Origin of the sequence: Achromobacter sp. 77 (assembly GCF_020541125.1) — a bacterium.
In the GTDB taxonomy this organism is placed as follows: Bacteria; Pseudomonadota; Gammaproteobacteria; order Burkholderiales; family Burkholderiaceae_B; genus Achromobacter; species Achromobacter mucicolens.
The window spans coordinates 331,936-344,682 of sequence record NZ_CP059848.1 but is presented as its reverse complement, the minus strand read 5'-3'; the positions used below and the strand labels follow the sequence as shown (position 1 = coordinate 344,682).

Annotated in this window: 14 protein-coding genes; 8 read left to right on the top strand and 6 right to left on the bottom strand. The window is 67.4% G+C overall.

The features are described from left to right. Positions 1 to 26 precede the first annotated feature (26 nt). Together H4P35_RS01570 and H4P35_RS01565 are read left to right on the top strand one after the other, a co-directional pair. Positions 27 to 770, top strand: coding sequence for a sulfite exporter TauE/SafE family protein (locus H4P35_RS01570; RefSeq protein ID WP_226847788.1), 744 nt, complete (start codon positions 27 to 29; stop codon positions 768 to 770). Between the two features lie 79 nt (positions 771 to 849). Further along, positions 850 to 1,572, top strand: coding sequence for a GntR family transcriptional regulator (locus H4P35_RS01565; RefSeq protein WP_056319346.1), 723 nt, complete (start codon positions 850 to 852; stop codon positions 1,570 to 1,572). Positions 1,573 to 1,608: 36 nt separating this feature from the next. Here H4P35_RS01565 and H4P35_RS01560 read toward each other — a convergent pair whose 3' ends face one another. From H4P35_RS01560 to H4P35_RS01545, 4 genes are all read right to left on the bottom strand, one after another. Beyond that, the gene (locus tag H4P35_RS01560; protein ID WP_056319348.1) at positions 1,609 to 1,953 is read right to left on the bottom strand and encodes a 2Fe-2S iron-sulfur cluster-binding protein; all 345 of its coding nucleotides are present in this window, start codon (positions 1,951 to 1,953) and stop codon (positions 1,609 to 1,611) included. A 4-nt stretch (positions 1,954 to 1,957) separates the two neighbouring features. Continuing rightward, complete coding sequence (locus H4P35_RS01555; RefSeq protein WP_063953027.1) at positions 1,958 to 2,293, bottom strand: hypothetical protein; 336 nt, start codon at positions 2,291 to 2,293, stop codon at positions 1,958 to 1,960. Next, complete coding sequence (locus H4P35_RS01550) at positions 2,290 to 2,589, bottom strand: 2Fe-2S iron-sulfur cluster-binding protein (protein WP_056319481.1); 300 nt, start codon at positions 2,587 to 2,589, stop codon at positions 2,290 to 2,292. The genes H4P35_RS01555 and H4P35_RS01550 overlap by 4 nt, the downstream gene beginning before the upstream one ends. Positions 2,590 to 2,652: 63 nt before the next feature. Further along, the gene (locus H4P35_RS01545; RefSeq protein ID WP_056319353.1) at positions 2,653 to 3,384 is read right to left on the bottom strand and encodes a TenA family transcriptional regulator; all 732 of its coding nucleotides are present in this window, start codon (positions 3,382 to 3,384) and stop codon (positions 2,653 to 2,655) included. Positions 3,385 to 3,610: 226 nt separating this feature from the next. Here H4P35_RS01545 and H4P35_RS01540 point away from each other — a divergent pair, with 226 nt between their 5' ends. Next, entirely contained in the window at positions 3,611 to 3,826 is a 216-nt protein-coding gene (locus H4P35_RS01540) for a hypothetical protein (RefSeq protein ID WP_063953026.1), read from the top strand. Between the two features lie 48 nt (positions 3,827 to 3,874). Here H4P35_RS01540 and H4P35_RS01535 read toward each other — a convergent pair whose 3' ends face one another. Further along, positions 3,875 to 4,306 carry a DUF2809 domain-containing protein gene (locus tag H4P35_RS01535; protein ID WP_226847787.1) on the bottom strand — a complete coding sequence of 144 codons (432 nt, stop codon included), beginning with the start codon at positions 4,304 to 4,306 and terminating at the stop codon, positions 3,875 to 3,877. A 152-nt stretch (positions 4,307 to 4,458) separates the two neighbouring features. Here H4P35_RS01535 and H4P35_RS01530 point away from each other — a divergent pair, with 152 nt between their 5' ends. From H4P35_RS01530 to H4P35_RS01515, 4 genes are all read left to right on the top strand, one after another. Continuing rightward, positions 4,459 to 6,150, top strand: a complete 1,692-nt coding sequence (locus tag H4P35_RS01530; RefSeq protein ID WP_226847786.1) for an MFS transporter — start codon at positions 4,459 to 4,461, stop codon at positions 6,148 to 6,150. A gap of 16 nt (positions 6,151 to 6,166) precedes the next feature. Beyond that, positions 6,167 to 8,245 (top strand): site-specific recombinase, encoded by a 2,079-nt coding sequence (locus H4P35_RS01525; RefSeq protein ID WP_226847785.1) that lies wholly within the window; start codon positions 6,167 to 6,169, stop codon positions 8,243 to 8,245. Between the two features lie 106 nt (positions 8,246 to 8,351). After that, the gene (locus H4P35_RS01520) at positions 8,352 to 9,761 is read left to right on the top strand and encodes an MFS transporter (RefSeq protein ID WP_226847784.1); all 1,410 of its coding nucleotides are present in this window, start codon (positions 8,352 to 8,354) and stop codon (positions 9,759 to 9,761) included. A 181-nt stretch (positions 9,762 to 9,942) separates the two neighbouring features. Beyond that, positions 9,943 to 11,565 (top strand): methyl-accepting chemotaxis protein, encoded by a 1,623-nt coding sequence (locus H4P35_RS01515; protein ID WP_226847783.1) that lies wholly within the window; start codon positions 9,943 to 9,945, stop codon positions 11,563 to 11,565. Positions 11,566 to 11,660: 95 nt separating this feature from the next. On the opposite strand, the gene H4P35_RS01510 is transcribed toward H4P35_RS01515, so the two are convergent. After that, positions 11,661 to 12,269 carry a HutD family protein gene (locus H4P35_RS01510; RefSeq protein ID WP_175156420.1) on the bottom strand — a complete coding sequence of 203 codons (609 nt, stop codon included), beginning with the start codon at positions 12,267 to 12,269 and terminating at the stop codon, positions 11,661 to 11,663. A gap of 176 nt (positions 12,270 to 12,445) precedes the next feature. On the opposite strand from H4P35_RS01510, the gene H4P35_RS01505 reads away from it, so the two are divergent. Then, positions 12,446 to 12,736: a metal-sensing transcriptional repressor gene (locus H4P35_RS01505; RefSeq protein ID WP_056319375.1), complete on the top strand. Its 291-nt coding sequence runs from the start codon at positions 12,446 to 12,448 to the stop codon at positions 12,734 to 12,736. The last annotated feature ends 11 nt before the right edge of the window (positions 12,737 to 12,747 follow it).

The following is a 12,747-nucleotide window of genomic DNA, read 5'->3' as shown; positions in this document are numbered from 1 at the left end:
TATACATAAATTACAAAGTCCGACGCATGCTGTCTTCCCTGTCTTTCCCGGATGCGTGGCATTACGCCGCCATGGCTGCCGTGGTGTTTGGCGCCGCCGTGGCGCAGGGCGTCGGCGGGGTGGGATTTGCGATGTTCGCCGCGCCCGTTGCGGCGATGTTCTTTCCGCAGCTCGCGCCCGGACCGCTTTTGACACTGGGCGGCTTCATCTCGCTGTTGACCGCCCTGCGCGAGCGCGCCGCCATCGATTGGCCGGCCGTCTCGTACGCGTTGGCCGGCCGGGCCGTCGGCACCCTGATCGCCATCTACGCCATGGCGCGCTTCGCCCCGCAGGCGCTGGGCGTCCTCTTTGCCTGCATGATCCTGGCCGCCGTGGGGCTGAGCGTGGCGGGCCTGCGGTTTTCCGCGACGCCCGGCCGGGTGTCCGGCGCGGGCGTCGCCTCCGGCATCATGGGCACGATGACCTCGGTGGGCGCGCCGCCCATTGCCATCGTGCTGCAGCATGCCGCCCCGCCGCGGCTGCGCGCCACCCTGGGGATGGTGCTTTTTCTGGGATCCATTTTTTCGCTGGCCATGCTGGCGTTGGCCAAGCGCTACACGGGTTATCACGTGGGCCTGGCGCTTAGCCTGGCGCCATTTCTGCTGGCCGGTTTTGCGGTCTCCAACCGGCTGCGCACCCTGCTGCCACCCCGCGCCGTGCGCGGCGTGCTGCTCGCGGCCTGCGCCATGGGCGCGGTGGGGGTGCTGGTCAAGACATTCTGGGTGCACTGATGCGGCACGCCACCGGCGACGGCCGGCGACACCCGGTAATACAATGGAGACTGTATCCATTACGCCAAACCTGCTCGCCATGACAACCTCCCCCGTCAGTCCGCAAGCCGCAGAGACGCAGCACTCCTCCCCGCTGAAGATCGGCGAGCAGCATCCGCAGTTGTTTGCCGTCATCCGCGACAAGCTGCGCGAACGCATCCTGAGCGGCGAATTCACCCCCGGCGACCGCCTGGTCGAAGGCCGCCTGTCCGAGGAAATGGGCGTGTCCCGCATCCCGGTGCGCGAGGCGCTGCGCGCGCTGGCCGCCGAAGGCCTGGTCACGATCGAGCCGCGCCGCGGCGCGTCCGTGTCGGTGCTGTCGGATGCCGTGGCCTACGACATGGTGGAAGTGCGCGCCACACTGGAAGGCTTGAACGCCAAGCTGGCCGCGCAGCGCCGCGACGAGAAAACGGTCGAGCGCCTGCAGGCCTTCCTGCGCGAGGGCACCGAGGCCGCGCGCGAAGAGAAGCTGGACAAGTTCCTGGCGCTGAACTCGCAGTTTCATGAAATGCTGGCCACGATCGGCGGCAACGTGGTGCTGACCGACCTGATGCGTTCGCTGCGCGACCGCACCGCGCTGCTGTTCGCGCCCAGCAACATGCGCCGGGCCAAACAGAACTGGGACGACCATTCGCAGATCCTGAACGCCGTCATCGCCGGCAATGGCGATCTGGCAGCGCTCTTGGCCAGCCAGCATGTGCACAATGCCGCCAAGGCTTACGCCGAGGCCCAGCAGCCGCCGCAGCAGGCCTCCGTGGCCTGATTGCCGAGCGCCGGCGCACTCAGGCGCCGGCCTCATTCATGCCGGGGACGCTTCCACCGGGCCGGACGCCGCGTCCACTACGATGCCCTTGCCGTTCTGCACCACCCACGACACCTTGACGTCGCCATTCACGAAGGTCTGGCAGGCCATGCGGTAGCCGGCCTCGAAGTCCTCGGGCCGCAGGTGCTTGCGCTCCTTGGGCTTGATGGCGTCGGTGTTTTCCAGCCCTTCCTCGATCCGGCACTTGCAGGTGCCGCACAGGCCGCCCCCGCACTTGAACGGGATGCCGCCCTTCTCCTTGAGCGACACGCGCAGCAGGTTGCTGTTCTCCGGCGCGGTGGCGACCTTGCCGCCGTTGGATATGAACGTGATCTGAACCATGTCGTCAGTGCTCCGTGGCGCGCACGCCGGACCGCAGCGTCAGCGTCGACGCCATGCTGCCAAAACGCGTCAGGTGCGCGAGCTCCTTGCGGGCCGCGTCCACCGACGAGAACTTCTCCAGAAACTTGGACGGCACGTGGTTGACCACGTAGGGCGGCGTTTCCTCGGTGACGACCAGCTTGATCTCGCGGTCCAGGCGGGCGATGCTGAAAACGGCCAGCGCGCGCCCGTAGAACACGTAGTCATAGGTCTCGATGATGTCCGCGCCCTCGCCCGCCTCGGTGCGGAAGATGCCGGGCTTGGAGGTCAGGATCACATAGGTCGAATCCTGCGCCATCATGCCTCCACGTCCTGGGTCAACTCGATGTCGCTGTTCAGCCAGAGCTGGCACGCCAGCCGGTAGCCCTGCTCGACGCGTTCGCCCAGCTGCTTCTTTTCTTTCCAGTTCACTGGCGGCAGATGTTCGGCCCCGGCGATGATGCGGCAGGCGCACTTGGCGCACTTGCCCATGCCGCATTCGTAGCGCAGATGCGGAAACGGAAACTGCTTGATGCCGGCCCGCACCACCAGGTTGGTGTTGTCCTTCACCACATCGGTGTAGGTCTGGCCGCCTTTATGAAACACAACGGTAGGCATGAGGTCTTCGTCCAGGTTCTGCGGTACGGCCCCCGCCCGGGCGTGCCGGGCGGGCATGCACGATCAGGCGGCAAGGCCCAGTTCGGGCAGCTTGATCTCGTCCTGCACGTAGTCGGTATAGAGCGCCGTGGTGTAGAGCAACCGCATCTGCGCCCCGATCTCGCAGATCTTCAGGCAGCGCTGTTGCAGGTCCACCGTGTTGGCGTGCTCGAGCACGATCTGGTAGCCGCGTTCGCCGTGGATCTCGTCGGAGACGATGTGCAGGTCGAAGAATTCGACTTCCTCGTCCGTGAAGCCGTACTTCTCGCGCAGGGTCGGCGTCTGCTTGCGGTAGATGGACGGCACCTGCGATTCCAGTCCCACCACCAGGCCGGCCACCGCCACGATCGGATCCTCGCGCATGGCCACGGCATAACACCAGCTCTGCAGCGCGCGGGTCGTGGGCGACATGTTGTCCGGATTGGTGACCCGTTCGCGCGTGGTGCCGCAGGCTTCGGCAAAGCGGATCAGCAGGTCGGTGTGGCGGTCGCCGCCGATTTCCTCTTCATACATGTTGGCCAAGAGGAAATCCTTGGCCTCGGTGTAGGTGTCCGGCGTGCGGGCGTACAGGTAGCCCAGGTAATCGGCGAAGGGGCCGACGTAGTGATAGTGGTTTTCGGCCCAGCGCGAAAGGTGCTCGCGGCTCAGCTTACCTTCGGCCCAGGCGATGGAAAAGGGCGACGCGTTTGCGCTCTTGCCCTTGATTGCGTTTTCCAGCGCCGTGCGGAATTCATCTCGGTTCATCAGTTCTGCCATGACTCGCTCCAGGTCCAGTGGGAGAAATTCCAGGCCTATCGAAGCCCGGGCATGATGAACATTGTATACCGTCTACTCTTTTGGGCTGCTAGGGCAATCCCGAAGTCACACCCTTAATCAGGGACAGTTTCATGCATATCAAGCATTTGTGCTGATCGAGGCCAACTGGACCCCGAGGCACGAACGCCGTACAATGAATACAATATCAACGCAATACGGAAATACCATGAATACCCGCCATCCCCTGGGAGACGCCCCGATCGGCCAGCAGTTGCTCACCCATTACGCCCGCCGCGATGCCGTGCGCCACGCGACGCCGCTGTTTCCTTCTTCCTGGTCGGAGTTGCTGGCACCGTTCCGCAATGCCCGCCTGCAACCGCTGCGCGCAGCCGCGCCCGCCGTGCGCGCGCAACGCGACGACACGGTCTGCCAAGCCGGTTAAGAATCAGGTCGTGCCCGTGGGGCCGGCGTCCAGCCGGCCCCGCCCCGTTCAGCGTCTTGCGCGCAGGCTGGCCTGCATCCGGGCATTTTGCAGCACGGCGCGCCGCTCCCGTCGCGCAAGGCCGCCGGCAAGCGCCAGCACCACGACAAAGCCCACGGTATAGGCCAGCACGTCCCACCAGTCCGGCACACTGCCGAACACGACGCGCAGCACCGGCTGCTCGATGCGCCATCCGAATTGGCGGCCCAGGTACTGCGCGAACTCCACCGCATACCCGGTGAACAGCGCCGCCAGGGCCAGCGGCAACACGCGCGCGCGGATAAAGCTGCGGTACAGCAGGTAGGCCCAGCCCACCGCCACCACGTCGCCCACGAAACCCCGCAGGAAGGGATAGGGCGTGCCGAAAGTGGCGATCAGCGCCAGCACGGCGGTCACGGCAAGCAGGGCGGCGAACGCGCGCCCATTGAAAGTCAGGGTCATTGAATCAGCAAACGTAAAGAGTGAAACAGGGGCAGCCGGGAGGTTACCGGAAACGGGCATGCCACCTCCCCCGACGCATGGCTTGGGCGTACCATGGAGCGACCCTGACCCAGCCCAGAACGGGCGCGATCCTCGCGTCCGGCCACGCTCCCATGCTGCAGCCCGTTTCGGCGTCGACCGACCTGCCAGCGGCCCCTCCGGCCGCGCCCGCGCCTGTCCTGCAGGTCAGCACGCTTTCCCCTTTTTCCTTTCCCGCCTTTCGCGTCATCTGGATCGCCAATCTGTTTGCCAACCTGGGCACCTGGGCGCAATCCGTCGCCGCCGCATGGGTGATCACGACGGAGCAGAGCAGCCCGCTGATGGTCGCCATGATCCAGGTGGCGGCCGCCTTCCCGCTGGTCGCGCTGTCGATCCTGACGGGGGTTCTGGCCGACAACCACGACCGACGCAAAGTCATGCTTGCCGGCATGCTGCTGGAACTGGCGGGCGGCGTCTTCATCACCATCCTGGCCTTTGCGGGGCTACTGCACCCGATCACGCTGATCGCGTCGGTGTTCTGCATTGCCATCGGCAGCGCCATCGTCACGCCGGCCTGGCAGGCGGCCGTGGGCGAACAGGTGCCGCGCGAGCACGTCGGCAGCGCCGTGCTGCTGAACAGCGTGAACTTCAACGTGGCGCGGGCGGTGGGCCCCGCCATCGGCGGCCTGCTGCTGGGCGCAATGGGCGCATCCTGGGTCTTTCTCTTGAACTGCTTTTGCTACGGCAGCCTGATCTGGGCGATCTGGCGTTGGAAGCGCGACCTGCCCGTGCGGCGCCTGCCGCCCGAGGGGCTGTTCGAAGGCGTGGTGGCGGCGGTGCGCTACACGCAGCATTCGACGGTGACGCGCGTGGTGATGCTGCGCTCGTTCGCTTTTGGCCTGTCGGCCAGCGCGCTCTGGGCGCTGCTGCCCCTCTTGGCGCACGAGCATGAAAGCGGCAGCGCGCTGCTGTATGGCTACATGCTCGGCGCGCTGGGCGTGGGCGCCATCCTGGGCAGCGTGGTGGTGCGCCGGGCCCGCGCGGCCTGGGGATCCAGCGGCCTGATCAGCGTGGCCGCCGCCCTGCTTGCCGCCTGCCTGCTGGCGCTGGGCCTGACCAACACCTTGTGGGTCGCGTTTCCCGCGCTGCTGCTGTCGGGCGGCTGCTGGATCGGCGTGCTGGCCACCTACAACACGACCGTGCAACTCCTGGTGCCCGACTGGGTCAAGGCCCGCGCGCTGGCGCTGTACCAGACCGCGATCTTCGGCGGCCTGGCGGCGGGATCGTTCATGTGGGGCCACTTCGCGGGCACGATGGGCGTGTCGGGCGCGCTGTCCACCGCCGGCATCGTGCTGGGCGTCACCGTGGCCTTGCTGTACCGGTCGCGCCTGCCCGAACAGGTGGATGCCCGGTCGCTGACCCGCGCCGACGACGCGGAACCGGCCATGGCCGCCGCCGGCTTCAACACGCAGCGCGGCGCGGTGCTCGTCGCGGTGGAATACCTGATCAACGCGGACAAGCTGGCGCCGCTGCTGCATGCCGCCCAGCCGCTGCGCCTGTTGCGGCTGCGCAATGGCGCGCAGCAATGGCAGCTGTTTCGCGACCTGGAGCGCGAGGGCGTCTGGCGCGAGGTCTTCCTGGTGGAAAGCTGGATGCAATATCTGCGGATGATCGACCGCATGACACTGGCCGACAAGATGGTGCTGGACGAGGTGCGCGCCTTGCACGCGGGCGACAAGCCCCCGACGGTGTCGCGCAACGTCAGCTACCTGGCCATGAACGCGGCGCAAGGATTCTCGTTGCGCCGCGACCCCCATTCACGATGACGCGCGAGGCTCGATCATGCTGACTTCTTTGTGGCGCAATTGGCGGGCTTCGCGGGGCGGGGCGCAGCTCGACGTCATCCTGGCCAATGCCGATCCGCAGTCGCCGCTGGCCGAGCGCAATCTGTGGCTCATCGACCTGGGCCGCTGGCTGAACCGGCCGGGCGGCGCACCAGCGCGGCAGGATGGGGGGGATCCCCGCCACGCGCGGCTGCGCTACCTGCTGCAGGTGCTGGAAAACAATCCCGCCGTGGCCGCGCGCACGGCAGCCACGTTGCGGTCGGTGCTGGTGGACAACGATCCCACCACACTGCTGTGTGACACGGGCGTCGCATCGCAGCCGGGCTTCTGGGGCGAATTGTGGCGCCGCATCGTGGACTGGATGCTGCCCCCGCCCGCCAACCGCGGCGACATGGACGGGTTGTTCACCCTGCTGTTTCGCCGCGCCGGCGACGCGCAATGGATCGAGTCGCTGGACGACGCGACACTGGCCCGCGTGCGCACGCTGATGCACCGGGACGAAGGCGCCGCTGCGCACGACTCGGACGCGCCCGCCGCCCCCACGCCCGACGCGCTTGCCCGGCGCCTGACGCATGCACTGACCAGCAGCATGCAGGTGCTCATCAGTCAGGTCCGCGCGGCCGGTCTCAGCCAGGACATCCGCTCGCGCCTGCCGGGCCGCGTGGAAGACACCCCGTTCTTTGCGCTGTCGGATGCGGCCGCCGATCTCTTTGCCAGCACGCCGGACACGCCGCGCGAGGCCGTGGGCCAGCGCCTTAATGTGCTGCGCGCGCTGCTGGACGAATGCCGCGCGGCGGGAGATGCGGTCTACGAAGAACTCAAGCGCAATGGCGTGGCGGTGGACGTGGTCTACCAGATCGAGTGCATGAAGCTGCGCCTGGCGCGTATCGAGCTGCTGCTGAGCGTCTGGATCGACCCCACGCAGCGCCATCGCTACGTGCACCTGATGGCCGAGCTGATCCGTTGCACGCTGGCGCGCAGCAGCATCCGCCATCTGGCGGCCTCATCGCTCGCCCAGCTGGCGCGCCGCGTGATGGACCGCAGCGCGGAAACCGGTGAACACTACATCGCCCGCGACACGCTGGAATACATGGATATGCTCAAGGCCGCCATGGGCGGCGGCTTTGTCGTCGCGTTCACCGTCTACGTCAAGTTCATCATCACGTCGGCGCATCTGGAGAAGTGGCTGGAAGGCCTGTTGAACGCGTTGAACTACGCGGGCAGCTTTCTGGTGATCCAGTTCGCGCATTTCACGCTGGCGACCAAACAGCCAGCCATGACGGGACCGGCGCTGGCCCGCCGGCTGGACGCGGCCTACACGCCCGACGGCCGCGACGCCTTCGTCGACGACACGCTGGCGATGGTGCGTTCGAACGCGGCCGCGATTGCGGGCAACCTGGCCGTGGTGTTTCCGCTTGCCTGGGCAATCCAATGGCTGGCCATGCGGATGCTGGAACAGCCGCTCATCGACGCCGACAAGGCGCAGGACACGCTGCAGTCTCTGTCTTTCTGGGGACCGACGCCGCTTTACGCCGCGGTGACCGGCGCGCTGATCTGGCTGTCCAGCCTGATCGCCGGATGGGCCGACAACTGGTTTGCGCTGCACCGCGTGCACGACGTGATGGCGTATGGCCGCCGCACCCGGCAGTTGCTTGGCGCGCGGGGCGCAGTGCGCTGGGCCGGCTTCTGGCAGCGCAACGTGTCCCTGATCGCCGCCAACGTCTCGCTGGGGCTGATGCTGGGCCTGCTGCCAGTCTTCGTCAGTGCGCTGGGATCGACACTGGAGGTGCGCCACGTGTCGCTCAGCGCCGGCCAGATCGCCGCCGCGCTCGCCACGCTGGGCTGGGATGTGGTGCATACGCAGGTGTTCTGGATGGCCGTGGCCGGCACGGTGGCGACCGGCGCCCTGAACGTCATCGTCAGCTTTGCGCTGGCCTTCAACGTGGCGATGGCCTCGCGCGACATGCGCCGCGACGATCGCACCTCCCTCACGGCCGGCGTGCGACGCCGCATCCTGCGGCGGCCCGCGGCGCTGTTCTGGCCGGTCAAGCCGCGCCCGGCGCCGGTGGAGTCCTGACGGCGGCGCGGCGGGTGCGCCCCCCGGTCAAAACGCACCCCGCATTAGAATCTGTCCCTACGACTCCAGGCGCTCCGCCCGGAGGCCCTCGCAGCGCAGCCCATCCATGCTCTCGTTCTCCCGCAGCACCGTCTATCCGGCCGGCGTCGGCCTGCCCGCCGCCGAACGCCTGGGCGCCCTCGTGGCCGTCATGCTGGCGGTCTGCATGGCCAGTCTGGACACGGCCATCGCCAATACCGCGTTGCCCACCATCGCGCGAGACCTGCAGGCCAGCGAGGCGGGTTCCATCTGGGTCATCAGCGGCTACCAGCTTGCGATGGTGGCCGGCCTGCTGCCGGCGGCCGCGCTGGGCGAGATCCTGGGTCACCGGCGCGTCTACATCGTCGGCCTCGCGGTCTTCACGCTGGCATCTTTGGCAAGCGGCCTGGCGCCATCGCTGCCCGTGCTGGTGGCCACCCGCATCCTGCAAGGCCTGGGCGCGGCGGGGGTGATGAGCGTGAACGGCGCGCTGCTGCGCTTTATCTACCCCTCGCACATGCTGGGCCGCGGACTGGGCCTGAACGCCATGGTCGTCGGCCTGTCGTTTGCGGGCGGGCCGACCGTGGCGTCGGCCATCCTGCTGCTCGGCTCATGGCACTGGCTGTTTCTGGTCAATTTCCCCATCGGCATCCTGGCCGGTGCGCTGGCCCTGCGCGGGCTGCCGGACACCACGCGATCCGATCACGGGTTCGACGGCATGGCCGCGGTGCTGTGCGCCCTGACGCTGGGCCTGCTTGTCCTGGCCACGAATGAACTTGCCCACGGCGCGCCGTGGCCGCGCGTGGCGCTTGAAGGCGCCGTGGCGGCGGCCAGTTTGTGGCTGCTGATGCGGCGTCAGGCCGGCCATCCCGCGCCCATCCTGGCCGTGGACCTGCTGCGCCGTCCCCTTTTTGCCCTGTCCGCCGCCACGGCCGTGTGCGCGTTTGCCGCGCAGGCGCTGGCCTTCGTGTCGTTGCCGTTCCTGTTCCAGACGGTGCTGGGCTACAGCCAGGTCCAGACCGGCTTTCTGATCACGCCGTGGCCCGTCGTGGTGGCTTTCATGGCGCCCATCGCGGGCCGGCTTTCGGATAGCTACCCGGCCGGCATGCTGGGTGGCGTGGGACTGGCGATGCTGGCGCTGGGCATGGCGTTGCTGGCGCTGATGCCGGCCGACCCGTCCGTGCTGGACATCTCGTGGCGCATGGCAATCTGCGGCGCGGGCTTTGGCTTTTTTCAGTCGCCCAACCTGCGGGCCATCATGACCTCCGCACCCGCGTCGCGCGCCGGCGGCGCCAGCGGCATGATCGGAACCGTGCGCCTGCTGGGCCAGGCATCCGGCGCGGCGATGGTGGCCGCGTGTTTCAACGTGTCCACCACGCACGGCGCCATCGCGGCGTTGTGGCTGGGCGCCTTGTGCGCCGGGTTGGCTTGCATCGCCAGCTTTGCCCGGCTGCGGTTCGACGCAAGCGAACCGGCGCAGACGCCTGCCTCGCGCTGACGGGTCCACAGGGGACGTCCCGCGCCCGCGCCTGCTCCAAAACGCAACATTGTTGCCGTTCGTGTCGATATATTCGCCCATCGCATCGACATATTCGTAAGATGTGCAACATCCGGCTAAATAAGGACCTGGCCACGTCGTTGTCCTTAAGCAGGCTTGCTGCACCTTTGGGACGACGCGTATGACACAGTTTCTGAAAGACATCACCATCCGCCGCATGATCCTGGGCACCTTGCTCGTGATCAGCCTTTTCATTGCCGGCCTGTCGGCCATCAGCGTCAATGGGCTGCGTAGCGCGGGCGAAGCGCTCGCAGCCAGCAACGAACTACTGCAAGAGGTATCCGCGCTTTCGCGCGTCAACGACCAGGTCATGCGCGCCCGGCTGCGGCTGTCGCGCCAGCTGGAGTATGTTGCCGGCGGCCAGAAGGACCTGGTGGCGGCGGAAGGCCGCAGCATCGACACCGCGCTGACCGAAGCGAAAAAGCATCAGGCGCAGTTCATCGAACTGGCCCGCCGGGACGCGCCCACGGCGCTGCTGGACGCCATGCGCTCGGGCTTTGACGCCCTGGTCAACGGCATTGACGTGCAACGCCAGCATCTGGACGCCGGCGCCGTGGACAAGGCGCGCGCGCATGCGGCCGGACCGGTCGTGACCGCCAGCCGCAGCTTCGGCAAGAGCATGGAGGATTACGAGGCCTACGCCAAGGCCCGTGAAGTCCAGCTGTGGGCGGACGCCGACGCCAATCGCCGCCAGGCCTATATCGGCATGGGCGTGGTCCTTGGCATCTGTCTGCTGCTGCTGATCCTGGGCGACCGCTATGTCGTACATTTCGTGAAGCGTCCTCTGGATTCGCTCAAGGGTCATTTCCAGCGCATCGCGGGCGGCGACCTGACCACGCCGATTCCGTCGTTCGGCAAGAACTGCGTGGGCCAGATTATTCCTTTCCTTCAGGAGATGCAGGCAAGCCTGGTGCGCACCGTGCATACCGTGCGCGATGGCGTGGTCGGGATCAACACGGGCTCCAGCGAGATCGCCGCCGGCAACCATGACCTGTCCAGCCGCACCGAGCAGCAGGCGGCGTCGCTGGAGGAAACCGCGGCCAGCATGGAGCAGTTGCTGTCCACCGTGACCAGCAATGCCGAAAATGCCCGCATGGCCAACGAGATGGCCGCCACCGCCTCAGACGTGGTGCAGCGCGGCGGCGACGCCGTGCAGGCCGCGGTCAGCACGATGCGCAAGATCGCGCAGGATTCGAGCCGCATCGAGGACATCGTCGGCGTGATCGACGGCATTGCGTTCCAGACCAACATCCTGGCCCTGAACGCGGCAGTGGAAGCGGCCCGAGCCGGCGAGGAAGGCAAGGGCTTTGCCGTGGTGGCTGCCGAGGTCCGGTCGCTGGCGCAGCGCAGCGCCGGCGCCGCCAAGGAGATCAAGCAATTGCTGGACGCCTCGGGCGCGACCGTGCAGGCCGGCTCGGCGCAGGTCGAGGCGGCGGGCCTGACGATGACGGAAATCCTGGAGACCATCGAACAGCTGACGATGCTGGTGAACGACATCGCCACCGCATCCAACGAGCAGGTGACGGGCATCGACCAGGTCAACACCGCCGTCACGCAGATGGACCAGGTGACGCAGCAGAACGCCGCGTTGGTCGAGCAAGCTGCGGCTGCGGCCTCGTCGCTGGAGACGCAGGCGCAGCGGTTGCAGGCGGCGGTCAGCACATTCCGCCTGCCCGCGCAGGAACAGGGCGCCGTCCAGGCCCCGGCCCATTCCTACGCCCAGCCGGCGCTGTTGCCGGCGTAGTGTCCCGCCTGACCGCCGGTAGGCCCTGATCCCTCACATCGCGGGGAGACGGCGCCTGCGGCGCGCGGGGCCTCGGGAAGCCCGCGCGGAAAGCCTCAACGTCCGCCCGCGCGCGGCGACAGTTCGATCACGCAGGCGTCAAGGTCCGCCTGCGCGGTCAGGCAATACCGTGCCAGCCCCGCCTGCCCTTCGACGTGCAGGCAGTCATAGCGCGACGCCAGCCGGTGCTGCGCACCGTCCAGCTCGACCGCCATGACGCCGCCGGCATTCAGGATCAGCACGCTGCGCGCGCTGCTGTGAAATACCCACGGATCCGCGCCCCGCACCCATTGCAGGCGGGCGTGCCACCGGTCGGGCGCATAGATCAGGTTGAAGTCGCGGATCGGGCCGTCCAGCAGGCGGCAGTCCACCTGCGCATCGCCCGAAAACGCATACGCCGTGCGCGGGCCCAGCGGCGCCTGGCGATTGCCGTCCACCGTCAGTTCAATGCCGCGCCCTTCCAGTACGGTGATGATGCGCTGGAAACCGCCAAAGGCGGAAAAGCCGCCGTCCTGCGCCACGTCGGCCAGCGACAGCCGCCAGTCGAACGACGCCGTATGGCCCCCGGGGTTGCAGGCGACCTCCTGGGTTGTGCCCCCGCCATTGCGCCACGGCATGCGGGGATGGTCCTCGGCCCGGTACAGCCGCACATCAGGGAAATTCATGGCCTTGGATAAGTCCTGTAGGGGTCCGGTGGAAACACGCGAAATGAAACACGCGAAATGAATCACGCGAAATTATAGGTCGCACGCCCCCGCCGGCTGCCCGCCCGGCTGCGCGGGCCTGGACGCGCGCCGCCGGAATCCGTATACTCCCCCCCTGTATCGAATCGGAGCTTGCCGTGCCGCACTCCCCAGAAGAAAAGAAACGCGTTGTCACCCGCCTGCGCCGCATCCAGGGGCAGGCGTTAGCATTGGAACGCGCGGTGAACGAAGGCACGGAATGCGGCGCGCTGCTGCAGCAGCTGGCGGCGCTGCGCGGCGCCACGAACGGCCTGATGGCCGAAGTGCTGGAGAGTCATCTGCGGGAAACGTTCCTGCAGTCTGCTCAGGGAAGTCCAACGGACCCCAGGCCCGAGACCGAATCGCAGATCGATGACCTTATGCGCATCGTCCGTTCCTATCTGAAATAACCCCCTCTACG